Source organism: Paenibacillus sp. S02, from assembly GCF_019454065.1.
Classification (GTDB): Bacteria; Bacillota; Bacilli; order Paenibacillales; family Paenibacillaceae; genus Paenibacillus; species Paenibacillus polymyxa_B.
The window spans coordinates 4,382,848-4,409,176 of record NZ_CP073682.1; the positions used below are offsets into that span (position 1 = coordinate 4,382,848).

General features: G+C 48.8%; 15 protein-coding genes. 6 read left to right on the forward strand and 9 right to left on the reverse strand.

From position 1 onward, the window contains the following. Nucleotides 1-124: 124 nt before the first annotated feature. Nucleotides 125-6,355 (reverse strand): WIAG-tail domain, encoded by a 6,231-nt coding sequence (locus tag KAI36_RS19480; protein ID WP_220025775.1) that lies wholly within the window; start codon nucleotides 6,353-6,355, stop codon nucleotides 125-127. A 189-nt stretch (nucleotides 6,356-6,544) separates the two neighbouring features. Between KAI36_RS19480 and fabV the strand changes: the two genes are divergently transcribed. After that, complete coding sequence (gene fabV, locus KAI36_RS19485) at nucleotides 6,545-7,732, forward strand: enoyl-ACP reductase FabV (protein ID WP_025720785.1); 1,188 nt, start codon at nucleotides 6,545-6,547, stop codon at nucleotides 7,730-7,732. Between the two features lie 298 nt (nucleotides 7,733-8,030). Then, nucleotides 8,031-8,183, forward strand: coding sequence for a DUF1540 domain-containing protein (locus KAI36_RS19490; protein WP_023989813.1), 153 nt, complete (start codon nucleotides 8,031-8,033; stop codon nucleotides 8,181-8,183). 148 nt (nucleotides 8,184-8,331) lie between these two features. Here the strand turns inward: KAI36_RS19490 and KAI36_RS19495 are convergent, their stop codons facing one another. Next, nucleotides 8,332-8,577 carry a hypothetical protein gene (locus tag KAI36_RS19495; RefSeq protein ID WP_220025776.1) on the reverse strand — a complete coding sequence of 82 codons (246 nt, stop codon included), beginning with the start codon at nucleotides 8,575-8,577 and terminating at the stop codon, nucleotides 8,332-8,334. Between the two features lie 93 nt (nucleotides 8,578-8,670). Beyond that, the gene (locus KAI36_RS19500) at nucleotides 8,671-9,042 is read right to left on the reverse strand and encodes a DUF4190 domain-containing protein (protein ID WP_025720792.1); all 372 of its coding nucleotides are present in this window, start codon (nucleotides 9,040-9,042) and stop codon (nucleotides 8,671-8,673) included. Nucleotides 9,043-9,265: 223 nt separating this feature from the next. Here KAI36_RS19500 and KAI36_RS19505 point away from each other — a divergent pair, with 223 nt between their 5' ends. Further along, complete coding sequence (locus KAI36_RS19505) at nucleotides 9,266-9,853, forward strand: hypothetical protein (protein ID WP_220025777.1); 588 nt, start codon at nucleotides 9,266-9,268, stop codon at nucleotides 9,851-9,853. 12 nt (nucleotides 9,854-9,865) lie between these two features. Here KAI36_RS19505 and lpdD read toward each other — a convergent pair whose 3' ends face one another. The 5 genes from lpdD to KAI36_RS19530 form a co-directional block, all read right to left on the reverse strand. Continuing rightward, nucleotides 9,866-10,213, reverse strand: coding sequence for a prenylated flavin chaperone LpdD (gene lpdD, locus KAI36_RS19510; RefSeq protein ID WP_023989817.1), 348 nt, complete (start codon nucleotides 10,211-10,213; stop codon nucleotides 9,866-9,868). Nucleotides 10,214-10,395: 182 nt separating this feature from the next. Beyond that, a complete protein-coding gene (locus tag KAI36_RS19515) occupies nucleotides 10,396-15,894 on the reverse strand; it encodes a S8 family serine peptidase (protein WP_220025778.1) in 5,499 nt (1,832 codons plus the stop codon). A gap of 568 nt (nucleotides 15,895-16,462) precedes the next feature. Further along, a complete protein-coding gene (locus tag KAI36_RS19520) occupies nucleotides 16,463-18,088 on the reverse strand; it encodes a S8 family serine peptidase (RefSeq protein ID WP_220025779.1) in 1,626 nt (541 codons plus the stop codon). A 518-nt stretch (nucleotides 18,089-18,606) separates the two neighbouring features. After that, a complete protein-coding gene (locus tag KAI36_RS19525; protein WP_220025780.1) occupies nucleotides 18,607-20,388 on the reverse strand; it encodes a SulP family inorganic anion transporter in 1,782 nt (593 codons plus the stop codon). A gap of 29 nt (nucleotides 20,389-20,417) precedes the next feature. Beyond that, nucleotides 20,418-20,747: an ArsR/SmtB family transcription factor gene (locus tag KAI36_RS19530; RefSeq protein ID WP_013311437.1), complete on the reverse strand. Its 330-nt coding sequence runs from the start codon at nucleotides 20,745-20,747 to the stop codon at nucleotides 20,418-20,420. 544 nt (nucleotides 20,748-21,291) lie between these two features. Here KAI36_RS19530 and KAI36_RS19535 point away from each other — a divergent pair. From KAI36_RS19535 to KAI36_RS19545, 3 genes are all read left to right on the forward strand, one after another. Then, nucleotides 21,292-22,749, forward strand: coding sequence for an RtcB family protein (locus KAI36_RS19535; RefSeq protein ID WP_220025781.1), 1,458 nt, complete (start codon nucleotides 21,292-21,294; stop codon nucleotides 22,747-22,749). Between the two features lies 1 nt (nucleotide 22,750). Beyond that, complete coding sequence (locus KAI36_RS19540) at nucleotides 22,751-24,031, forward strand: AAA family ATPase (RefSeq protein WP_025724327.1); 1,281 nt, start codon at nucleotides 22,751-22,753, stop codon at nucleotides 24,029-24,031. Nucleotides 24,032-24,292: 261 nt separating this feature from the next. Further along, complete coding sequence (locus KAI36_RS19545) at nucleotides 24,293-25,447, forward strand: MFS transporter (protein ID WP_220025782.1); 1,155 nt, start codon at nucleotides 24,293-24,295, stop codon at nucleotides 25,445-25,447. 121 nt (nucleotides 25,448-25,568) lie between these two features. On the opposite strand, the gene KAI36_RS19550 is transcribed toward KAI36_RS19545, so the two are convergent. Next, nucleotides 25,569-26,321, reverse strand: a complete 753-nt coding sequence (locus KAI36_RS19550; protein WP_220025783.1) for an amino acid ABC transporter ATP-binding protein — start codon at nucleotides 26,319-26,321, stop codon at nucleotides 25,569-25,571. Nucleotides 26,322-26,329 lie beyond the last annotated feature (8 nt).

Sequence of the window (26,329 nt, forward strand, 5' to 3'; positions counted from 1 at the left end):
CTTATCAGGAGAATTCGGGATAATTGTGGAGCAAATGTGTGAAAAGTATATGAAAAAGCGTGCAGCCCTGTATTTAGAAAATACATGAGTCTGCACGCTATGAGTTTTACAATAACCATCTTCACTAACCAATGGCGATCCAGGAAATAATACCGTAGTTATGCGCGGTTTCGTTCCACTTGGTTACGACGATCACTGCTCCATGCGGCGTCTGGGATTTCAGCGTCGCATGAAAGAGAGGGTGGTTCGTCATCGCTACCAACGTGTAGTCCGGGTTTACAAAAGGCTCCCCGAATACAATGGTTACTTCTGTCTCTCCTTCACTGCCCTTCAAAAGAAACGGCGCTCTGCCGAACTGCTGCAATGCGGGCTGATTCGCACAAGTACGGACCGGAGTGATGCTCAAATGCTCCGGCTTCACTGCGTTCAGCTCCAGCTCACGTGAGCCTACCGAGCCTTCCACCAGATGATGACCTTCAATGCTCCGCTCTGCCACATGATGGCTTTGTACCGAAGCGGCCTGCAGATGCTCTGGTCCCACAGCTTCCGGGCTCAGCACCTCGCTGTCGACGGTCTGAGCTTGCAGATGGCTGCGAGATACACTGTTTGCCTGAAGTCTGTCGCCACTGACACCTTCCTCCGGCAAAAGTCCCGAGAGATGAATATCTGTGGACAGCTGAGCCAGTGTCACCGAGCCCGGTTTTAGGTGATGCGAATCAATAACTTCCTCTCCAATGTGGTGGCTTTCAATAGCCTCCTCAGCCACATGGCGAGACTGTACCGTTCCATCTGCCAGCTTGCTGGACGTCACCGCTCCTTCCTGTATAGCATCCTCAGCCACCGCCTGCCAGCCTACATGCTGTGGCTGAATAGCCCCTGCTTGCAGATGCTCCGACTGGACTGAATCCAGCGCGATATGCCTGGACTGCACCACGCCCTCTGCCAGTGCGGACCCTTGGATCGCCCCGTCGGCCAAATGCTGAGCGTGTACGGCATGCTCCGTCAAATGGACGGAGTTTACGCTGGCTTCTGCCAGATTCGAAGCACGCACCGCCCGAAGCGCAAGCTTCTCAGCGTTCACGCTGCCTGCCTGGAGCGCGTGAACCGATACACTCCCGGGCGCAATATGCCGGGTCATCACTGCCGAAGCCTGCAAATGATCAGAGGTGACGGATTCAGGAGCCAGATGGCTCGACTGGACGGCCTCTTCTGCCAAATGATTGGCTTGCACCGCTTCGTCCGTAATATGCCACGGCTGGACAGAATGAGGAGATATTTTGGCAGCAGTCACGCCATCATCCGCCAGTTTGCCGGACGTAACCGACTCATCCTGCAAAGCATCAGTTGATATTGCTTGGGATGCGATATGCACACCCTGAATGGTTCCAAGGTGTAGATGGTGCGGCTGAATGGACTCTGGTGCGATATGCACGGACTTCACTGCCCCCTCTGCCAGCGCCCTGTCCTGTACTGCGCCAGGTGCCAAATGCCGGGGGTGTACGGCATGCTCAGACAACTGTGAAGGACCGACGCTTCCTTCCGCGAGATTCGTCGCTTGCACCGAGCGTGCCGCCAGCTTTTCCGAGGTGATGCTTTCTGCTTGAAGCGCACGACCTGACACACTGTCAACGGCCAGATGTCTCGCAAACACCGAGGAAGCCTGTAAATGATCAGAGGTGACGGATTCCGGGGCCAAATGGTTCGACTGGATGGCCTCTTCTGCCAAATGATTGGCTTGCACCGCTTCGTCTGTAATGTGCCACGGCTGGACCGAGTGGGCAGACAGCTTGGCGGCAGTCACGCTCTCATCCGCCAATTTGTCGGACGTAACAGATTCATTCTGCAAAGCATCGGTCGATATCGCCTGTGAGGCGATATGCACACCCTGAATACTTCCCATTTGCAAATGATGGGACTGGATGGACTCCGGTGCGATATGCACGGACTTCACTACCCCCTCTGCCAGCGCCCTGTCCTGTACTGCGCCAGGTGCCAAATGCCGGGGGTGTACGGCATGCTCAGACAACTGTGAAGGACCGACGCTTCCTTCCGCGAGATTCGTCGCTTGCACCGAGCGTGCCGCCAGCTTTTCCGAGGTGATGCTTTCTGCTTGAAGCGCACGACCTGACACACTGTCCTGGGCCAGATGTCTCGCAAACACCGAGGAAGCCTGTAAATGATTAGAGGTGACAGATTCCGGGGCCAAATGGTTCGACTGGATGGACTCTTCTGCCAAATGATTGGCTTGCACCGCTTCGTCTGTAATGTGCCACGGCTGGACCGAGTGGGCAGACAGCTTGGCGGCAGTCACGCCCTTATCCGCCAATTTGTCGGACGTAACGGACTCATCCTGCAAAGCATCGGTCGATATCGCCTGTGAGGCGATATGCACACCCTGAATGGTCCCCGTTTGCAGATGATGCGACTGGATGGACTCCGGTGCGATATGCACAGACTTTACTGCCCCTTCTGCCAGCGCTCTGTCCTGTACTGCGCCGGGTGCCAAATGCCGGGGGTGTATCGCCTGCGTGGACAGATGTGAAGGGCCGACGCTTCCTTCCGCGAGATTTAACGCTCGCACCGAGTGTGTCGCCAGCTTTTCCGAGGTGACGCTTTCTGTTTGAAGCGCACTACTGGATACGCTATCCGAGGCCAGATGGCTCGCAAGCACCGCCGAAGCCTGCAAATGGACAGAGCTGACGGATTCCCGGGCCAAATGGTTGGACTGGACAGCCTCTTCTGCCAAATGATTGGCTTGCACCGCTTCGTCTGTAATGTGGCACGACTGGACTGAGTGGGCAGACAGTTTGGCGGCAGTCACGCCTTCATCTGCCAATTTGTCGGACGTAACGGACTCATTCTGCAAAGCATCAGTCGATATCGCCTGTGAGGCGATATGCACATCCTGAATGGTTCCCGTTTGCAGATGATGCGACTGGATGGACTCCGGTGCGATATGCACGGATTTCACTGCCCCTTCTGCAAGCGCTCTGTCCTGTACTGCACCCGTTGCCAAGTGCCGGGTGTGTATCGCTTGCGTGGACAGATGTGGAGGGCCGACGCTACCTTCCGCGAGATTCGTCGCTTGCACCGAGTGTGCCGCCAGCTTTTCTGAGGTGATGCTTTCTGCTTGAAGCGCACTACTGGATACGCTATCCGGGGCCAGATGGCTCGCAAGCACCGCTGAAGCCTGCAAATGGGCAGAGGTGACCGATTCCTGGGCCAGATGATTGGACTGAACGGCTTCTTCTGCCAAATGTTTGGCTTGCACCGCTTCGTCTGTAATGTGCCACGGCTGGACCGAGTGGGCAGACAGCTTGGCGGCAGTCACGCCCTTATCCGCCAGTTTGTCGGACGTAACGGACTCATCCTGCAAAGCATCGGTCGATATGGACTGTGATGAGATGTGCTCTCCCTGAATGGTTCCCATTTGCAGATGATGTGGCTGGATAGATTCAGGTGCGATGTGCACGGACTTCACTGCACCCTCTGCCAGTGCTCTATCCTGTACTGCTCCAGCTGCCAGATGCCGAGTGTGCACCGACTGCGCAGAAAGATGTGAAGGGCCTATGCTTCCTTCCGCGAGGTTCATTCCTTGTACCGAGCGCGCTGCCAGCTTTTCCGAGGTGACGCTTTCCGCTTGAAGCGCACGACCGGACACACTATCCGGGGCCAAATGTCTCGTGAGCACCGAGGAAGCCTGTAGATGCACCGAGGTGACCGCTCCTGCAGCCAGATGTGCCGAATCCACGGCCGCCACAGCCAAATGGTTGCTTTGTACAGCTTCATCCATAATATGTCCGGACTGCACGGCATGGGCAGACAGTTTGGTGGGAGTTACGCTTCCCTCCGACAGTTTGGCAGAGGTGACCGATTCATCCTGTAAGGCCGGAGTCGCTATAGCCTGCAATGCGATATGCTCTCCCTGAATGACCCCGCTTTGCAAGTGCTCCGATTGGATGGATTCGGGCGCAAGATGTGCAGACTTCACAGCGTTCTGGGCTAATTCCGTCTCCTGTACTGCTCCTGCTGCCAAATGCCGAGTGTGTACGGCTTGCGCAGCCAAATGTCCGGGACCCACGCTATTTTCCGCCAGATTGGGAGCCTGCACAGCACGGGCCGCTAGCTTCTCAGAGGTGACACTTTCCGACTGAAGCGCATGACCGGATACACTGTCGGGGGCGAGGTGTTTGGTTTGGACCGATGCAGATTGCAAATGATTAGAGGTGACGGATTCCGGAGCGAGATGATTCGCCTCCACCGCTTCAACAGCCAGATGGTTACTCTGCACCGCTTTATCCGTAATATGCCACGGCTGCACGGAACGAGCAGACAGCTTAGAGGAAGTAACACTACCCTCAGCTAACTTAGGAGCCGTAATCGCCAAATCATTGATTTTATCCGTGGCCACACTCTCCGGCGATAGTTTCAGCGAAGTAACAGCATGATCCTGCAAATGATGGGAGTACACCGCTCCGCTGGCCAAATGCGCGGTTTGAACAGCGCCTTCACCTAGTATGTCCGCGGTAACGGACTGTTCTTGCAAAGCCGAGGTTCCAACACTGTCTTCCCCAAGATGTTTGCTCAGCACAGAACTCTGGGCCAGATGGGTCGAATCGACGGATTGAGCCTGCAATGCCTTTCCACCCACACTGTTGTCGGCAAGGTGGTTTTCACGAATTCCCCCCGTTGCAATGTGTACGTGTGTAATGGCTTGAGAGGCAATCTTATTTCCGGTTACCGCCCCTGTGCCAATTTTAGGTTCTGTCACTGCTTCATCAGCGATTTTGTCAGACTTAATCGCGCTCGAAGCAATGTGATTTTCCTTGACAGCCTGATTCGCCACATGGTGTTCCAGAACTGCTCCCTTCCCTAATTTATCGCTCGTCACAGCCCCGGAATGCAAATGTTGCTCCGTAACCGCCTCCGATGCAATATGATCCTTTCGAATGATTTCGGACTGGAGATGCAAGGAAGAAACTGCCTCTGGAGAAATTTGTGGACCTTGTATGGCTGCTGTAGCAATATGTCTGGTAAGTACCGCCTCATCGGCAATTTTGTGTGGTAATATGCTCTGATCCGATATCTTGGATGAAGTGACGGATTGATCGACAATTTGCAATGAGCCTACAGACTGATCTGCCAGTTTATTGGACTGAATACTCCGATCCGCCAGGTGGCGGGCTGTTACTTGGCCCGTTCCAAGCTGCTCTTCCCCAATGGAGCCTGGACTCAGATGCTTTCTTTCAATCGCTCCAGCCTGAATGTGCGAACTGGTAACTGCCTCCGACTCCAGATGACGCCCGCTGACAACACCTTCCTCCAATTGTTCCTTGCCCACAATTCCATTGGATAGCTGCTTGCGATTAATCGAACCGGGGGCCAGATGCCTTGCATGAACGGCATGCTCGGTCAGGTGTGCACTCTCAATGCTGCCAGCTTGGATTTTAGCCGCATCCACAGCCCCATCCCGCAGTTTGGAAGTGGTCACAGATTGATCGCCCAACTTGGAGCTATCGACAGCTTCATTAGCCAAATTGTTCGATTGAATCGTACCACTGCGAATTTTATCAGAGGTAACCGCCTGATCTTGAAGCATATCTGAAGACACGATCCATTGCTTGAAGTGACGGCTCTCAATGGAGCCATTCGCAATATGATCGCCGCTGATAATCTTATCAGCCAGCTTTTCTGGAGTGATGCTGCCATCTCGAAGTTTTTCACCACCGATGGAGCGATCTTGCAATTTACTGCCTGCCACCGATGCGTCCGACAGATGTTCCACCGTAATGGAGTCCGGGGCAATCTTCGAAGAAGTCACAGCACCGTCGGCTATCTTAATCGTTTGAACGGCATAATCCGCCAGAGATTCCGTGTGGATACTCTCTTGCTTCAGCTTGCTGGAATCTATGGAAGCGGGAGCGATCTTCTCACCCGTTACAGCGAGATCGCTCAAATCGTCTGTATAAATGAAAGCGTTGTTTACATGCGGAGCCTTCTTATTGCTCAAAATTTCCTCCACATCAATTGGATCAGGTTCTGGTTCTGGCTCTGGCTCCGGCTCTGCTTCTAGCTCTGGGGGTTCCTCCATCGACACTTGAGTCTCCTCTGCATCCGCAAATTCAACCTCCGTCTCATGCGAAGCCTCGACTTCAGGTTCGACAACAGTCTGTAGCTCCGGCTCCTCTTTGGTTGGGGGAGGCGGAGAAGCAACTTGATGAAGTCTTGCTTCTGTCTCCCTCTCCGCAGGCTGTGGCTTCACGCGATGTATCATACTTAATTCATTCATATCCGGGTCAATTACACTATAGAGCGGCTTTTTGTTTCTTATGGTTTTGCGGCTCTTATTCTTCAAGCAACTCTCTCCCTTCTCATATTTATCGTTACAGCATCATATGCAGGCACTTAGGCACTTGCCACCCCGTGCAAGGATACACTTTTGGGTAAAATGGATACTTACTAAAATCCACGTTTGAAAAAAAATAGTTAAAAGTTAAAATAGTAAGGGTGAAGATCGCTACAAGAAGAGAGGAATTACAATAACATGATTATCAAACCAAGAACACGTGGCTTTATCTGCACCACTGCTCATCCGGTGGGCTGTGCCCAACATGTTCAGGAGCAAATTGACTATGTACAGGCCCGTCCTGCTATCCAGGGACCCCGTAATGTACTTGTGATCGGGGCATCTGCCGGATATGGTTTGGCTTCTCGCATTACTGCCGCCTTCGGTGCGCGTGCCAATACAATTGGTGTATATCGCCCTAGTAATGCTACCGCCACACGTACAGCATCGGCAGGCTGGTACAATTCTGCTGCATTTGAAAAAGCTGCTCAGGAAGCTGGGCTTAAATCCTTAAGCGTAACGGGAGATGCCTTCTCAGATGAGGTCAAAGCCAAAACGGTGGAAGCCATTCGCGAAGAACTGGGACAAGTCGATCTGGTGGTTTACAGTGTCGCTTCAGGTCGCCGTACAAATCCCCGCACAGGCGAAACGTTTAATTCCGTGCTCAAACCTATTGGTAAGCCTTACACAAACAAGACCGTTAACTTCCACACCGGGGAAGTCAGTAGCGTGACGCTCGAACCCGCAACAAAAGAAGAAGTACAAGGAACTGTAGAGGTTATGGGCGGTGAGGACTGGAAATTGTGGATTGACGCCTTGCGAGCTGGCGGTGTACTCGCCGATACTGCAACTACCTTCTCTTTTTCGTACATCGGTTCAGATATTACACAAGCCATCTACAGAGAGGGCAGTATCGGAAGTGCAAAGGATCATCTGGAGGAGACAGCACGTCAGCTGAACGATCAGCTGAAAGTTACAGGCGGACGCGCCTTCGTCGCAGTCACTAAAGGACTCGTTACCCAATCTAGCTCCGCTATCCCTGTCGTTCCTCTGTATATTTCTGCTTTATATAAGGTAATGAAGGAAAAAGGGCTGCATGAAGGGTGCGTAGAACAGAGCTACCGTCTGTTTGCTGAGCGTCTGTATGCACCAGAAATCCCTGTAGATGAAGAAGGACGTATTCGCATTGATGATTGGGAACTGCGCGAAGACGTACAGGCAGAGGTTGAGAAAATATGGGAGGCGCTGACAACCAACAATATCTACGAATTGTCAGATCTTGAAGGATATCGTCACGAATTTTTCCAACTGTTCGGCTTTGAGTTCGAGGGTGTAGACTATGATGCTGACATTGATCCCATCGTAAATATTCCCAACGTGCGCTAAGTCTTTAATACCGTCATTATGTCAGAAAAACAAAAAAAGCTGTTCTCCAGCAGAGAAACATTTCGTTCTGCTTGGAGGACAGCTTTTGTTTTTTAATTAAAAGGGACACTTGTGTCCGCTCTGAACTGCAAAATGAAGCAAACATTGCAATTTTAAAATTCATTTGATATTGTACAAGTAGGCATAGCAAAGTCCCTCTTCCTAACAAGAGGGTAAACACAGTTGGACAAGTCCTACCTTGACTGACCGTGATTATATTTGCTGAGCCCACCACATCCATATAAAGGAGGTGTACAACATGGCAAAAGACGTTCTGTGTGAAGTCAATTCATGTACGCACTGGGCCCAAGAGAATAAATGCAGCGCTAGCTCCATTTACATCGTAAGCAACAGACCTGAAGACACTCACAAGTCTGAAGAAACAGACTGCAAAACCTTCGAAGCCAAGTAAATCTTTGATTTCAAGCCTAGTTTTATAATGAAGGAGCCCATGCCCGGGTTCCTTCTTTCTTATGATATTCTAACAAGAATGATAATTATTATCAAGTCCTTTTTCGGTACAGAAAAACGCTATTCGCTTGTATACAATCATTTCTCTGCTACTTTATAAATCCAAGCCGAAAAGGACACTGCTGTTCTCGATAAAGACAAAAAAAAGAAGCGTCGCTCTGAACGATTCGCTTCTTGTGCTTGACCTTTTGTAATTGTTCTTGCTTGGTCGGCTTCACTCGTATGTGCTGTGAAATCTCGCCATAATGGTCATTCGTTTTGCGGCTTTGTGCCGCGCAATAGATTCCAGCGCGTTTTGCCTTGCTCAGCGCTTTTTGTGTTTGAGTACGTGCCATACGGCTTCACTCTCCTTCATTGGACTCCTTTTATCATAGCATCCAATAGTCAAATCGTGAATGGTTTGTCTGACTCAAGCATTCTTCAATTGATTAAATGTCTGAAAAAATATCCGGATCGCCACTGGAGGCCGCTACAATAAAAACAATAACTATAAAAATGATGATCAGTGTATAAATCAGTGTACCGATAATACTACATACCAATCCAGCAATGGCCATACCTCTGCCTTGCTCGCCATGACGGTTAATTTCCTTCAGGGAAAGACTGGACAAAATAATACCCACAATTCCGATAATCAACCCGATATAGGGAATGACCACAGATAAAATCCCGAGCACCATCGAGGCAACAGCTTTACTATTTGTAGGTGGAACTACTGGGGGTGGGTTAAATGGGGCGTTATAATCGTTCGTCTCCTGAAAAGGATCGGAAGATCGAGGCTCCTTGTACAAATCACTCATCTGTTAAATTCAACTCCAATAAGTAAAATAGCAATTATATAAGTTCTAGGGTACCACAATCTTACAAATCAGGACAGTACTTATTTCGATTTTCTTAATTAGAACGTTAAAAAGAAGAAACATAGCGATATTAGCACTTTTTGAGGTAACTGGGCATACAGTATTTTACCTGTTACAGATCAATTGTGCTCCATGAGAGCATCCTGCCAAGGAGGTCGGAGCTATGTTATATCGTTCAACATCCCACAGAAAGCGCTCGCCTCACAAACGTTTAAATGCAAACACACTTAGGATAATATCCACTGCCATGCTGCCATTTTACAAAGCTATTGCAACTCGCCGTGCGTTTGCAGTTCAATGGTCACGAGCTGTCGTTCAGGGCAATTTGGATCGGATGAAATCCCTTCTCTGCTCAGTAGCGCCATTTGCCGCCAAACAAGGCTTAGGCACGAATGGCATCGGCTACTTTATTTCCTTTTTAGCTCAGCCACCGATGCTCTATTATACGAATGGAACGACGATTCCACCGGGGACTGTGCAGTTTACGTTTGAGCCGAGAGTTCATCGCGCCATTGCAAAAGCCGTTTTTCCGCTGTATCGCGAATTGGCACGTAATTCATGTTTTGCTTCTGCCTTAGCCAAAGCGATCAACAGACAAGACCAGCGTGCAGTTCATGTCATGATTCGTAGTTTGATTCCATCCTCTGCGCTGAAATCCGTACAAATTGAGGATGATGGCTTTGCATTGCTTTTTAAGTATCCCTTTAGTAAGTACCCATATCGCAATCTGCTCTTTCGGGAATTCAATTAAGAAGGTATGCTACTAGCGTGCTTGCTTGAGTTCTCCAATGAGCTCTTTTCCCAATTGTATAGCCATATCTGTCAGCACTCGGATTTCGTCCTTGGTTGCATGATCTAAATGTGCCCCGCAGCAAATGGCAAAATTGCCTGCAAACTCTTTTCGCAAGCGAACTGCAATTTCTTCGGTAATATAAAACTCCTTGTGATTTTGCAATTGCACAGTTTGAATCGGCTCGAGTCTGGCCCCTGCTGTAATCGTTCCCAAATGAGGCTGATCACCGCCTGAAATGAGTACAATGATATCTTCCCCCATAAAATAGGCATCCAGCACAAGACGGATACGTCCGCTTTCTTTTTGCAAATGAATCAATAGGATCCTCTCCTGCTAAAAAATATTATTGTGAAACGATTCACTTTTTAGAGTTCTACTCATTGTACCGCTTCTTGAACGGCTCGACAATTAAAAATGGCCCACAGCAGCCTCTATAAACCGGGGCTTGCTGTGGGCCTTCATTGTTATTCTAAAAGAAGCATTTCCTTTCCTACTGGCTGTTAACGGATCGTGATCGTATGCACAGTCTTACCACTTGCGCCGTCATTATCCGTTACCGTTAGCTCTACGGTATATGTTCCAGCTGTGGTGAATTTATGCTTCACCTTGGAACCGACCGCCGTATCGCCATCGCCAAAATTCCAGCTGTAACTGACGATCTCACCGTCTACATCACGGGAAGCTTTGGCGTTAAATTGTACATTTTTGTTCTTCTTGGCTGATTCGTTAGCCTGAATAATGGCTACCGGCTTCTCATTGGATGGATTCGGATCAGGGTTCTGTCCTCCACCATTGGTTACATACAATCTTCCCGGTGCCTCCGTCTCCACTTCATTTCCCGCTGCATCCCTTACCCGGATCACGATGACTCCGCCTTCCAGGTTCAGAGAAGATGAAGTGAAATAAGTACCTTCATAGTGGCCTGACGAAGTTTCATTTAATGGAATATCGTTGCGGCCCAAAGTGGACAGGTTGAAAGGCAGCTCCACATGGAAGGACGCCTCCAAACCGGATGCACTGTCAAAGGATACTTGTACCGGCTGCCCTGGAGTAATACGCACATCCTCAGCAGGGCTAATGTTTTCAAGCTTCGGCAGAGCTGTATCGACATACACCGAGCGCGTAACGCTTGTTTCGTTTTCGGCAAGATCCTTGGCCGTCACCGTAATTTGATTTTCACCTTCGTTGATAAGCAACCGCTTGTTAAAGCTGCCGTCACTTCCAAATTCAGCGGGCTCACCATTAATCGTCAATTCGGTGAGGAACTCGTCATACACGGTACCGACTACACTGACTACACCCGCGTTTGTACGCGCCCCTTCATCAGGCGATGTCAGGATCAGACCCGGTTTAGTCTGATCGAGCGTCACAACCACCGTTTCGGAACGATCCGTTAATTTGCCGTATACCGCTGCTTGAACACTTAGCGGATTAGTACCTGGTTGAAGATCAACCGACAAACTGAACTGGCGATCCTTCACTTTCGTTGTGCCAGCCAGCTCCTTACCGTTAAAGAGCTGAATATCGGCTCCTTCTGCCGGGGAAGTTCCTGTTACGGTAATCGACTCTTCCTGCGTATACGTAGCCTTCGTAGGAGTCGTAATCGTTGGAGCATTCACCGGATATCTGACGATAGCCCGGATCATGTAGTTCCCTTCCTCCTCAGGTGATTGGCTCCATGCGCCACTTACACCTTGCCAGCTGCGAAGTGCATTCGGGCCACTCTCATCTGTAGCAAGACCCGGCGACTGTGTGCCTACAGCAGACTGTGTATATACGATGTAGAAGTCACCTTGAACCGTCACCGGCTCTGGAAGCTGCACTGTCGTCCATTGTGACTCATCCCGCACGGCAGTCCCGTCGAATGGACCAGCCAATAATCGTCCAGGCGCTCCTGCCGTACCGGAGGCGTCATAAACAGAATATTGGAATGCCGTTCCTCCCGGATTCGGGAAGGCAGAGTTCCAGAACAAAAGCGATGCTCCTGTCACTTGAGCCACTTCCGACTCAGGCGTCATTCTGACTGCCCATGAATTGCCTGCCGCGTTAAAGGCTCTGGCATTTTCTCCTGTCCCGTCATCGTAGGCGATGCCTCCCTGGAACCCGATGAAAGGTTTCAACGTGACATTCGCTTCCACACTACCGTTCGGAGGAGCAATAACGGATACACTGTCGCTATAATAATTCTCAGCTGAAATAGACAATGTGTATGTTCCTTCCAGCACGTCCAGCGTAAATTCTCCAGCCTCATTCGTCTCTACCGGAGCAATACGTGCATCCTCCAGCACCAACACTTTCGCTTTTTGGATCGGTTCACCGGATTGCTTGTCGGTAATGACCCCGTGAATCGTACCGTGAGGTATGGCCTGAAGACTAAAGTTTGCTCTAATGACTTTGTTATTCTCAATCGTGACTGCTTTCGTTTGAGGCACGTAACCATAGGCTTCAGCCTTCAGCGTATAGTCGCCCGCTACATGGGTGAAGCTGTATTTGCCTGTGGTCGGATCCGTTTTCACCGAACGTCCGGTTTCCAATACCGTAACCGTAGCACTGGCTGGAAGACTGTCGAGCCCGACACGTCCACTATCCACCGTTGTTTCTGCCGGCTTCACTTTCTCCTGGAATTCACTCTTTTCAGTGCTTGTAATTTTGTACAGCGGGAATTGTTCTTCCGCTTTTTCCAGCTTGATATTCGACTCAGGTACGATGTCCTTGGTCACTGTCGCAGCTGGAATACCCAATACACGGAAATCGTCAATGTACCAACCGTTCTTGTTCACACTGTTATCCGATTTCAAACGGAAGCGAATTTGAATCTCATTGCCGGTGTAGCTATCCAGATTGTAATAAACTGGAGTCCACTTTTTTCCATTCGTATTGTGAGAGAACTTGCCCAGCTCGCTCCACGTGTCGCCATTGTTTTTGGACACTTCCACATAACCGTAATCATAGCCAGCCTCAATTTCAAACCAGTGATTGAAGGTCAGTGTTGCGTTGCGTACAGCCTGCAAATTAATTTTTGGAGAAACCAGCGAAAATTCAGCTCCGTTCTCATAATTGCTATCAAGATCGGTTGCCCACACATTTGGTCTGGACACTGCGCTCTCTGGTCCTACTTCCTTCGGAATGCCACGTTCCCACTCATCCTTGGTACCGGAATGAGTCCAGCCATTATCCGAGCTGCCGTCAAAATGATCGCTATACAGCGTATCCGGCACGTCTACTCTCAGAGAAGCCTCATTTGACTTGATTCCTTCATTGCCACTATAATCCTCAGCCGCCACTGCATAATGATAGGTTGCTCCACCGACCGTGATGGTATCTGTGAGTGTCAGTGCTGAGGTTGTACCGATGGAAGTATAATTTTTGCCTGATTGGGTAGAACGATACACCTTGTACTGCTTCACATCTTCATCGGAGGAAGCATTCCAGGCCAGCGTGACGTTGCCCACAGTATCTGCTTCAGCAGTCAAATTGCTCGGCGCAGCAGGTGCAACGGTGTCTGGCTCCTGAATCGACAGATCGTCAATATACCAGCCATCTTTCACAACCGTATTGTCACTAGTAAAGTTGAACAGGAGGTATACCTTTTGACCCGCGAATGCCCGCAAATCAAGATATTGTGTTTTCCAGCCGTTGCTGGTGCCAGTAAACGATAATACCTGCTCAAACGCATTCTGATTGTTTGTGGTTGCTACGTATACTTTGCCGAAATCAGAATTGTTTTCAAGATCGTACCAATGCTTGAAGCTGACCAGTGCCCCTTTTGAGCTCTCGGTCAGATCAATCGGAGGGGCCATAAAATAACTGTTGGAGTTGGCCTGATATTGGCCTTCGAGATTTGTCGCGATGACCTTTGTACCCGAATGTGCGCTTTTAGGGCCGCTTGTCGGAGTTCCCCATTTCCAAACACTGCCCTGTCCACCGATATTAATACCAGCAATGTCTTTTTCAAAGTCTTGTGTGTAGCCTGGTTTTACGCCTTTGGAGATTTTAACCTTGTATACTTCAGTTTCAAATCCGTTATTACCGTAATCATTTACACGAATATAGTATTCCAGACCAGCGCTGTCCACCAAAAAAGTCGGGATGGACGCTTGATATGTACCATCTTTGCTGTCGCCGGAGGTCCGTTCCAACGGAATATATACATAGTTTGACGTACCTGCTGTTTTGGCAAATGCCTCAACGGCTGTCACGCCGACATCATCCGTTACATGAGCAGTCAGAGGTATATCAATACCCTCGAATGCCGCTGCGGGCGGTGTATGCTCGAGAACAGGTGCTTCCAGATCGTCGCCACCCGTTACAACTTTACCAGACACGGAGCCCAGACCTTGCATGACCGAACCGACTGCATCCAGCGCATTAATGACACCATGTCCGTAGCCATTGTTTGGCGAAGTAGGATATGTGCTGTCCGTGCGCGGTGTAGCTGTGTTCATCAAAATTTCCTCAAGCTGGTCTACGGTAAGCGAATGATTCGCTTGCAGCAACAGAGCCGCAAGGGCCGCCACATGAGGTCCCGCCATAGAAGTACCGTTATATCCGCCTTTATAGGCGCCACCAGCGACAGATGACCGGATATTCACACCCGGTGCGGAAACTTCTGGCTTCACCTCACCATAGGGTGATGGTCCTAACAAGGAGAAGCTGGCCAGTTTATCATTGATATCGGTGGCTCCAGTAGCGAAGGATTCCGGATAGTTCGCCGGATTGGCTACCGAGGCAGGACCGCCCGGATTGGAAAGAGAGGTATTACCTGCGGAGAATTCGGGGAAGATTTGAGCATCCCTCCATGCCTGAACCACAGGCCGGAACCATTCATCAAGACCCGGTCCGCCTCCCCACGAGTTGTTCACTACGTCTGGAGCAAGCTCGGGATGAAGATTCCCTTGGGCATCTTTTGGCGCAAGCAGCCATTGACCGCCATCCAGTATAATCGCATCCGTCGTTTCCGGATTAAAAATCCGAACCGCAATCCACTTCGCACCAGGTGCAACGCCAACTCGGTTCGTTCCGTTTTCCTCAGAGCCGACCATCGTGCCCATCGTATGTGTACCATGGGAATCGTCTTCCTGATCGACCGGAAGCGTCGCATGACTATGCGGATCGTACCAGCTCAGCTCGGGATTCACGACATTGCCTGCCGCGTCCAGACCCCGCCATTTGCGATGAAGGGCCGGATGTGTATAATCTACACCTGTATCCAGATTGGCGACCACGATTCCGGTTCCGTCGATTCCTTTTTCCCACACTTGTGGTGCGTTAATATGGGATATGTTCCATTCCACCGTAGATGGGTCTACAGCGTTCTTACCTGCATTGCCAGGCTTAGCCGATGTTTTGCCATCGTCCTTCTCCAGCTCTACAGCTTTCTCTACCGTTGCAGACTTCGCCGTTGCTGCTGTCGCTGTTTCAGCCGTTTTGGCATTTGCTCCCTCTGCTTGCTTGTCAACCGTCACCTTTTGCAGATAACGCGTTTCATTCGGCAAGACTTTATCGACCTCAGGCAGCTGCGAAATATGATCCAGCACCTCCTTGGTGCTTGTTACAGCCAATGCATTGACAATAAAAAAGCTTTTATATTCCTTCACTCCGCCGCTCTCTGATTGCTTATCCAAATAATTTTCAAGCCCATATTGGGTTCTTGAAGCCGTTTCACGCAGAGAGCTGATCACATGGCTACGTGCAGCCATTTTGGCAGCGGAGGGTGTTATTTTCTCAAGTGAGGCCTTTTGGAGGGCATTTTTGGAAACCTTGTTGGTGTCTACCTGTTCTTTTAATTTGACCAGATAGGTAACATAGTTATTCTCCTCAAACTGTTTGGTCAGTTTCGGGGACACCTTCGCGGTCGTGACCTTGTGCGAGGCAGATTTCAGCTCCAGCTTGGAGCCATCCGGTGTGTTATTCGCCAAAGCAGGTTGAACAAAGGAAAAGGCCATTAGTAAAGATAGTCCGATAGATAGTGGTTTCTTGAATCGTTTAGGTTTAATCAATTACTTCTCCACTCCTTTTACTAGGTTTAATGTTTCTGGAATAACCTGTACAGAGTAAGACCTCATGCCTAGCACATCAAACACACGGGTTGCGCAACACGATGTGGTTGGCGACCACCTCCTTCATAGAATATAGAGGCACAAAAATATTTGGCTGTTCATAGGTGGCAGTACTTCATAGGTGAGTTTACAATCCCAATAGAAAAGCGATGAAATTCAGTAGAAACCAAGGAGAATAAGCAGGAGAACTTCGAAGAAAAACATGTTATATCATTACATTTTATATTAAAAATTGATATATAATCATATATTATGGAATAGTATAAAGTTATCAAAACAGATATACAAGTCATTTTTTTGCATTTTTCTTGAAATTCTATGACTTTTATATTCTTTTATGTACGAAAACCCCTTTTTTGCGGCTACGTAATAGTGCATTACACGGTTAACAGGTGTATGCAATCTCTGTACGAGCCGCTCAAAGGGATTTTCGGAGGTCTTTCTTAATCCTGTCTTTCGATCTATATCTTGTTCATTGGAAGTCGCTTATGGGATTTTTGTAAAATCCTCAGTTAAGTACTGAATTGACTGCAGCAAGCGCGTCGATCAGACCATATCCGTAACCATTGTTCGGTGAAGTACGATACTGGCTGTCTGTCAGCGGTGTCGCTGTTTTTGAAATAACATTCTCCAGTTGATCCACAGTCAAAGATGGTTTGGCCTGAAGCAGTAATGCTGCTAATCCGGCAGTATGCGGGCCTGCCATGGAGGTACCGTTCCATCCCCCCTCATACACTCCGCCCGGTACAGAAGAACGGATGTTTACACCAGGAGCCGAAATTTCAGGCTTCACTTCGCCATAAGGAGAAGGACCGCGCAGAGAGAAGCTGGCCAGCTTGTTGTTTACGTCCGTGGCTCCTGTCGCATAAGCTTCCGGTAGATTCGCCGGATTGGCTACAGACCCAGGTCCGCCCGGATTGGACAGTGTTGTGTTGCCGGCGGAGAACTCAGGGAAAATCTGAGCCGCTCTCCACGCCTTGGTAACTGGACGATACCATTCATCCAGGCCAGGTCCACCGCCCCAAGAGTTATTCACTACATCCGGTGCAAGCTCAGGGTGCTTTTTACCGTTTTTATCTACAGGAGCAAGAATCCACTGTCCACCGTCCAGTAAGATGGAGTCGGTGGTATCTGGATTGAATACTCGAACCGCAATCCATTTGGCGCCGGGAGCAACACCGATTTCATTCGTACCGTTGCTGTCCGAGCCAACGCTCGTCCCCATCGTGTGTGTACCATGTCCATTTGAATCAGTTGGCAGAGATGCCCCGTTAACCGCATCATACCAGCTCAGCTCTGGATTCACGACTTGACCGGAAGCGTTCAAACCGCGCCATTTTCTTTTCAACGCAGGGTGAGTATACTCTACGCCCGTATCCAGATTGGCAACGACAACCCCTTTGCCGTCAATGCCTTTGGCCCACACCTGTGGTGCTTTGACTTTGGTAATATTCCATTCAACCCGGCTTGGCGTTACAGCATCCTTATACACGGATTCTTCCACCGACTTCTGAGCATTCTCTTCCGTCACAGCCGTGTCTACAGCGACTTGATCTGCAACCGCCTGGTCAGCTGTCGATTCCTCAACTACGGGCTGGGCATCCTTATCTATTTCTACCTTTTGCAGTTCCCGCTTTTCATCCGGTAAAATTTTGTCGATCTCAGGAAGTGTGGCGAGATTATCCATGACCTCTTTGGTGCTGGTTACCGCAAATGCGTTCACGATAAAGTAACTCTTGTACTTTTTGACGTTTCCGTTATTGACTTCCTTCTTTAAGTATTCTTCCACGGATTGTTGCGTTTTTTCTGCTGTATCCATGAGAGAGTTCACAACTGTTGTACGTACAGAAAGCTTGGCGGCAGCGGGTGAAATTTGCTCTGCAGAGGCCTTTTGGAAAGCATGCTTGGCAACTGACTCCGTATCCACCTGATCCTTCAATTTAACCAGATAGGTGACATACTCACTGGCACTGAATTGTTGGTTCAGCTTGGCTGAAACCTTGGCGGAAATGGTTGATCCTCCTGCTGAGGTGGTTGTGCTGGAATCTCCATATACCGGAGAAATTAGAGAAAAAGCAAGAAGAGCGGTAAAACTGACCGACAGCGTCTTTTTGATATTTTTCGACTTAATCAATACTTTCCATCTCCCTTTACTTGGTTTTTTAATTCTCAAGGACAACCTTCCGGGCAGCTGCGTCAAAAGCTCACAAAATAGCCTCTGGTACTCACCTCCTTTAAAAAATATAGATTCCACTGGGGTGAAATCCATAGGTCATCATTCTGAGGTGAACAACCCTTGGTGCAGACCGCAAAGAACGAGCATCGGGTAGGAACAGGTGGACAAGTTTGAAAATGGTAAGTGAAAAAAATGAAGAAAAAGGTAGGGTAAGAAACTAGAAGTGATCGAGGAGGTTGATAAGCAAGTATTAAAATACAATTTAAAACAAAAGAATGAAACATATGGTATCTTTTGAATCTAGTATAGTGTCATAAAATCAGATATTCAAGCATTTTTTTGAATTTTATTCCTTTTTTTCTTTAAGAAGAGAAAAATCTCTTCCATTTTCGAAGCAAATGCAAGTCTTCATTGTGCACTTGGTTTCGGAGATTAGAAGAGATTTTTCGGCATTCAGCAACAAATTTAAAAGAGTGTTATCTGCCGCTATTTACAGGTATGGGAACCGAAACGGCTCCGTCTGGAAAGGAAGATTTGGTTTGCTGCGATCTGCGGCACAGACTCGTACATTCTCGGAAAGCCATTTGCCTGCATCCACAGCAATGATCCTGATTCACCAGCGCAAGGGCAGCCGTAAGGGCCTCTCCTGTATGTTCGAAAAAATGCTTTTGTCCAATCATGTCGTAGCATCCGGTTTTCTGTAGTAATGCCAGCGGTTGAGGCTGGAGTCCGGAAACAAGCACCGTCCCGCCAGACTTCCGGTATTTCTGAATTAATGCGGTAAAGTTACCTTCTCCCGTCATATCCATAAAAGGGACCTTTCCCATACGCAACAACAAAATCCCTTGTAGGTGGTTAGTCTGACCTCCCACACCTGAGTTTTCCAATACTGAGGCTGCACCAAAAAATAGAGGGCCTTCCACATTGTAAATAGCCACCTGCGGGCAATCATGCTGATCTGTGACCATATGCGCGCCTACTTTTTCATGTTTTACAGAAGGATCAGGAAGTACCTTGTCTACTGAAAGTGTATTGCTCATACGTTTAACAAACAATACAACCGCCAGAATTAAACCCACCTCCACAGCCGTTGTCAGCGTCGTAAAAACCGTCAGCAAAAAGGTGACCACCAGTACGATAGAATCCGCTGTCCGCGTTTTGAGAATATGCGCAAAATGCTTGCGCTCACTCATATTCCACGCTACTACCATCAGCACCGGAGCCATACTGGCCAACGGAATATTAGATGCATAAGGTGCAAAAAGCACCAGAATAAGGAGCACCACGAACCCATGTACGATGCCTGACATAGGAGAAACAGCACCGTTACGGATATTTGTGGCGGTGCGGGCAATTGCACCTGTCGCAGGAATACCGCCGAACAGCGGTGTCAGCAAATTAGCAATCCCTTGTCCAACCAGTTCACGATTGCTGTTATGCCGGGCTCCCGTCATACCGTCAGCTACCACCGCTGAAAGCAGAGATTCAATAGCTCCCAGCATTGCAATAACAAGTGCTGGCGGCAAGAGTTTCACGATCAAATCCCACGTCATCGCAGGAATATGTAGCTCAGGTAAAGATGCTGGAATTGCGCCATACGCAGATCCAATCGTAGCCACCTGCCCAGGAAAAAGTAAAGCTGCCACCAGCGTTGACAAGAGTAGGCCAACCAGTGAGCCGGGTATCTTGGGCCATTTTTTAGGCACCAAAATAAGCGCGGCAAGACAGATACAAGCCGTCAGGATACTATATACATTCAGTGAAGGAAGTCGATGGATGAGCTCTGCCATGGAAGGCAGAAAAGTTTCATGCCGCTCTACCCCGCGCAAGCCGAGAAAGTTAGCAATCTGACCGCTGAATATCGTCACGGCAATTCCGGCCGTAAAGCCAATTGTTACTGGCTTGGGAATAAACTTAATCAGTGCCCCCAGCCTTAGCACACCCATTAAAATGAGCATAATGCCCGCCATAAAACCGGCTATGAGTAAGTTCTCATAACCGTATTGCATGACAATAGCCAGCAAAATCGGAATAAATGCACCTGTAGGTCCTCCGATCTGGAATTTGGACCCTCCCAGCAGCGAAACCAAAATGCCCGCAACAATGGTCGTATACAGCCCATATTCCGGCTTTACTCCTGATGCAATGGCAAACGCCATACCGAGCGGAATCGCCACAATAGCTACAATACTTCCGGAAATTAGATCCTTTCGCAAAGCCCCTGCGTTATAGCCTTCGAACCTTCCTATCCACTTCATTCCTATAACCCTTCTTTTCTGTAATAGCATTACTTCTCGTTACGTATACCTTCCAGCAACGAGATAGCTTCGACCAAATGATTGTCAAAAATCCGCCGCGCTACCGCAAGCAGCTCCGTCAAAAGCGGATCACGTAGTGAATACACGACCGATGTACCTTCCTTGAAGCTGTTCACCAAATTTTTGGCCCGTAAAACGGCCAATTGCTGCGATACGGCAGAACCTTCGGAACCGAGCGCAGTCTGCAGCTCGTTCACATTCCGTTCTCCTTCACTCAGCACCTCCAAAATGCGGATGCGCAGAGGGTGAGCCAATGCTTTGAAAAAGTCGGCCTTAAACTTCTGGAGATCTCCTTCCATGCCTGCTCCGTCCCCCTCACAGAATTGTCCTATAAACGATCAACAATATCTGAATATTTGAATATTCAGTACAATAACAGCTTTGGGCCAATTGAACTATGATGTTACTCACACTTCACCATGAGTAAAGTCACATTCTCCCACACTTCTACCTTTCAGGGGTTGACAGCTTCCACAGGTTTCCATTAACATAGCAATTAACTTTAAGAAAAGGGGGCCGACAGACATGACCGAGCTTTACATGATAACGACAGACAGGCAGCACGATACAACCACATATTTGAGTTTTCGTCTCATCGGCCCCGCTCGGGCGACATGATGGGTGATATCACGCTGTCTGACGGCGTGATTAGCCAGGCTTTTTTATTTTTTTATGCTATTGGAAGAACAGGTTATTTTACGTATTTATGATGTATTGATCATAAAATGTAATGACACTTTCGGTGCAGGAAGCCGTAGACGACAAGTCTGCGGCTTTTTTTGTTTTTTAATTATTCTATGCAAGTAATATGAATTTACATGAAGAAGGGAACTACCCATTTATATGAATATACAACATACAACCGACTCGTCCTTGCATGAAGGAACATACAGCCATCTGATGAAGCTTCCGGCAGGTGATCTGACCGTATATGCTTCTCAGCAACTTTTCTCCTCACTGGACTATAAGGTGTTCGAGATGGCTAATAACAATTTACAAATTCCAGGTATCCGCTATATGGGATACACACCAGATGTACATGTAGGCATCGGAACCTGCATCGGTACGACAGCTGTATGGGGAATGGAGAACGGCTATGTATCTCCCTCCATCGTCGGCAGCGATATTGGCTGTGGCATGCGCGTACACCTGACCAATCTGCACAAGGATGCTTTGAAGGAAACCAAGCTGCGCCGTAAGCTGGTCAAAACCATCGACAAATACCTGCCTATGGAAGCCCACCAGCGCGGGCATTATTCGGATATCCGACTGGAGCATATTGTACGCAAGGGTCTACACGGCTTACCCAACAAATATATTCCGGACAGCTACACTCCTAAGAAATCCACCTCACTCACCCATGTAGAGCACAGTAAGTTCTCCTTTGACGAGGAGGTGCTGAATCTTGTCGAAGACCGTACATGGCATCGGGCTCACCGACAGCTAGGCACACTGGGTGGAGGCAATCATTTCGTCGAAATTCAGGCGATTGAAATCGCGGAGGAAAACCGCGAAACAGCTGAAGCGTGGGGTATGTTCGACGGTCAGGTGGCTGTGATGATTCATTCTGGATCGCGGGCTTGGGGTGGAGCAGTCAGCCAGGCCAGTTCATCTGCTATTGCCAAGACGATGAGCCGTCTCGGACTCGGTACCTCTGACCCGAGACTGGTATTCGCACCGCTGGACCATCCCGAGGCTGCACATTATGTCGATATGATGTATTCGGCGCTAAATTATGCCGTGGTGAACCGACATCTCATCGCATACTCGGTGCGTGAAGCCTTCCGCGATGTCTTTGGTACAAAGTGCGAGTTGCGTACTTTGTACGATCTAATGCACAATTATGCTTGGGAGGAATCCCATCCGGATCACGGCAGCGTGTTTGTGCATCGTAAAGGTGCTACGCGTGCTCTTCCAGCAGGACACCCCGACAATCCGCGGCCTTATCAGGCGACAGGGCATCCGGCCCTGATCCCCGGCTCTATGGGTACAGCCTCTTATATTATGGTAGGTTTACCGGGCGGTCAGGATAACTTCCACTCCATTTGCCATGGAGCAGGCCGGATTCGTTCGCGTTCTGCGACCAAACGACTCGTCAGTGTGGAGGATTTTGCAGGGGCCCTGGGTGTAGGGACAGACGACGAAATTGTGGTCAATCAGGCATCGCTGGAAAGCATTATCGACGAATCTCCGCAAGCCTACAAAAATGTAGATGATATTATCGAAAGTGTCACCGGGGCAGGACTCGCAGCAGTTGTAGCCAAATGCAAGCCGCTAGCCGCCCTGAAAGGAGCCAAATAATTTGAGTATAGACATCCCAGCTATTTACGAATTTGATGAACGTACAGATGGACGCATTACCGGTTATGCCGCTTATGCCCGTCTGATCGACGGTATCAGTGAAGCACTCTATAACCGCTACGGCGTAAAATACGTGCTGTATGCCAGCGATGATCCCAATATTGAGTATTGGGATCTGCTGGAGGAGGATATTCGTGCAGGCAGTCCCGATCTGGAGCATGTGGCACGGGTCTTCGATCGTTTGGAGGAACGCACCATCCAGTATGACGATGACGGGCCGACTCCTGAATATGGCGTGCATCTGTCGATGCGTAATAATGTATTCGCCTATCCCAAGTGGGGCATCGCGCTGGCGCGAGTTCCCTTTTTCCGTGATAATGGTGTGTACAATGAGGATTACGTATTTGCGATAGGCGACCAGGAGCTGCAAGGCTTCCTCGCGGGAGTACGCGGTCGTGAACGTAAGCAGAATATGAAGCGTGTCACCGTTTTTACCGACACAAGCCGTGGACTTTCTCGGCAGGCAGAGCCGATAACCCGCGCAATTACGCGGGATGACGTGATTTTAAAAGCGGAAATCAAACGGGATATTTTCCGATCACTTGACCAGTTTTTTGAAGCCGATCGTACCTTCTATCAGACTTATAACATTCCTTACAAGCGCGGTATTCTACTATACGGCCATCCGGGCAACGGTAAAACAACACTTGTAAAATCAATTGCCAGCAGTGTACCGGGTCCGGCAGCCTACTGGCAAATTACGGAGTATACAACCAGTGAATCGGTCAAAGAGGTGTTTGAGGCGGCTACTCGCCTGGCCCCAATGGTCCTGGTCATTGAGGACATTGATTCCATGCCTCAGGAGGTTCGTTCCTTTTTCCTGAATACCCTCGACGGCGCTACATCCAAGGAGGGCATCTTCCTGATCGGAACGACCAATTATCCCGAAAAAATTGACCCAGGTCTGATGAACCGGGCAGGGCGTTTCGACCGGGCTTATGAAATCAGTTTGCCTGACGAAGCGCTGCGACTGGCGTATCTCAAGCTGCGCAACTTCCTTGTTTTTGCAGGGGAAACAGGTACACAGAAGGCGGCATCCATGACTGACGGGTTTTCGCTGGCACAGCTCGGAGAACTGTATGTCAGCACTGCTCTGGAGTGGCATGAGCAGGGAAAAGCCGATATTGAACTGATTATCAAAGGTATGCGAGGCGAGCTCGATAAGAGCCGTAAGCAGGACTGGTTAAAAAATGTGGCCGAAGGACGAGTCGGGTTCTTCTGATTTATCCTTTCATTGCCTTATCAAGAAATTTATGTTACGTTTATAAATAATAAAGTATCGAAAGGGTGACCTTAAGCCAATGATCTACTAATCCTATTCCACCAAAGAAAAAAATCGTAATCTTACGAATTTTCTGGATAGGATTAGTGTAGGCTTTGGGTATTAACGATAAGAGCATTGCTTCTTTGACGGGAGCGGTGTATCTTCTTGTTCGCACGTCTACCTCCTATCCAGAAACCAATGGATAAGGAGGTTTTTTGCATGAAAAGAATACTTGGAATTCTAATGATTAATATCTTCATCGTTATGGTGGGCGTTGGTTTAATTACCCCCATCCTGCCAGAACTGATCATTGAGTTTGGAGCCAGTGGACGGGCGATCGGTTTATTGGTAGCAGCCTATGGCATGACACAATTCCTGCTCTCTCCCCTGACTGGACAGCTGTCTGATCGATATGGGAGAAAGGCATTCATCGTCGTAGGTGTCATTGTTTTTGCTGTGGCTAAATTTATCTTTGCTATTGGAGATGAGCTGTGGATGCTGTATACCTCAAGACTTCTGGAAGGAATGGCAGCAGCCCTGATTGTTCCACCCATGATGGCATATGTAGCGGATATTACAACAACCGAAGAACGCGCCAAAGGAAATAGCCTGCTCGCCGCAGCCATGTCATTCGGATTTGTTATTGGACCTGGACTGGGTGGTCTTCTTGCAGGATATGGAACGAGAGTGCCGCTTTACGTAGCGACAGGTGCTGCTATGGCTGCTGTTATTTTTTCAGTGTTTTGTTTGCCTGAAAGTTTATCGAAAGAGCAAACGAAAGCAGCGCGGGCAAGCATGATTCAGAAGGAATCTATTTACAAACAATACGCGAGATCGTTGAAGTCAAAATATACGATGCTCTTTGTGCTTGTCCTGGTGATGACCTTTGGGCTCGCTAATTTTGAATCTGTTCTTGGTTTATATGTAACGAACCGCTTCCAATTCTCACCTCAAAATATTGCTGTCATTCTGACCGCAGGTGCTGTGATCGGAGTCGGTATGCAAGCATTAGTTGTTGCTAAAGTAATCAATAAGTTTGGTGAACAAAGGGTGATCAAAGGATCGCTTCTTTTCACCTCAGTTGCTTATATTTTATTTCTCTTAGCCAAAGATTTTTGGAGTATCTTCCTTGTCACTTCCCTTATTTTCTTTGCCACAGCTATGCTTCGTCCAGCTCTTAATACACAATTATCGAAGATGGCCGGGAATGAGCAAGGATATGTAGCTGGTATGAATAATGCCTATATGAGTGTCGGGAATATTGTAGGCCCTACTCTAGCAGGATTTTTGTTTGATGCAAATCTGTTCGCTCCATTCATAGCAGGCTGTTGTATTCTGTTGATCACTTTTTTACTTACATTAAAATTGAAATAAAAGAGGACAACTGATGAGCAAAAGGCAGCTACGGGTTCGAGGCTTATTTTTCAAATGCCCGGCTGTAGCTGCCTTTTTATTCAGTCTAATCGCTTATAATTAACAAACACTCTAATACCCTTTATTCCGCTTCACCGCTCAGACGATTCAAAAACTGAATAGCCCGTGGACTGGTGGGCTGCTCCAGAACCTCATGCGGCGTACCCTGCTCAACGATTACACCCTGATCCATCAAAATCACATGGTCCGCGACCTCAGCTGCAAATTTCATTTCATGGGTGACAATGACCATGGTCATTCCTTCAGCAGCCAGTTGCTTCATGACCTTAAGCACCTCGCCTACCAACTCGGGGTCAAGCGCAGAGGTCGGCTCGTCAAACAATAGTACCTCAGGTTCGACCGCCATTGCCCGGGCAATACCGACTCGTTGCTGCTGTCCTCCCGACAACTGATGCGGATAGGATTCCGCTTTATCAGCCAACCCCACTTTTTTAAGCAACTCCAATGCACGTTTGCGCGCCTCATCCTTGCTCTTTTTCTGAACCGTGACTTGTCCCTCCATCACATTTTGTACGGCTGTCATATGCGGGAAGAGGTTGTAGGATTGAAATACCATCCCTGTCCGCTTACGCAGCGCCAAAATGTTTTCTTGCCGGAGCTTCGTTCCTTTCGCAAAATTCAGTGCAATATCCCCTACTTGGATCTCTCCTTGGTCAGGAATTTCCAGCAAATTCAAGCAGCGTAAAAGCGTTGTTTTACCAGAACCGGAAGGACCGATGATAACAAGCACTTTCCCCTTACCCAACATCACGTCAACACCCTTAAGCACTTCCAGCGAGCCGAACGATTTGTGTATATTCCGAATTTGGATCACCGGTACAA

Coding starts and splice junctions, on each gene's coding strand:
- KAI36_RS19535 (WP_220025781.1), top strand. CDS start 21,292: ATGAATATACAACATACAACCGACTCGTCCTTGCATGAAGGAACATAC.
- KAI36_RS19505 (WP_220025777.1), top strand. CDS start 9,266: ATGTTATATCGTTCAACATCCCACAGAAAGCGCTCGCCTCACAAACGT.
- KAI36_RS19525 (WP_220025780.1), bottom strand. CDS start 20,388: ATGAAGTGGATAGGAAGGTTCGAAGGCTATAACGCAGGGGCTTTGCGA.
- KAI36_RS19490 (WP_023989813.1), top strand. CDS start 8,031: ATGGCAAAAGACGTTCTGTGTGAAGTCAATTCATGTACGCACTGGGCC.
- KAI36_RS19545 (WP_220025782.1), top strand. CDS start 24,293: ATGAAAAGAATACTTGGAATTCTAATGATTAATATCTTCATCGTTATG.
- KAI36_RS19495 (WP_220025776.1), bottom strand. CDS start 8,577: ATGGCACGTACTCAAACACAAAAAGCGCTGAGCAAGGCAAAACGCGCT.
- KAI36_RS19530 (WP_013311437.1), bottom strand. CDS start 20,747: ATGGAAGGAGATCTCCAGAAGTTTAAGGCCGACTTTTTCAAAGCATTG.
- KAI36_RS19500 (WP_025720792.1), bottom strand. CDS start 9,042: ATGAGTGATTTGTACAAGGAGCCTCGATCTTCCGATCCTTTTCAGGAG.
- fabV (WP_025720785.1), top strand. CDS start 6,545: ATGATTATCAAACCAAGAACACGTGGCTTTATCTGCACCACTGCTCAT.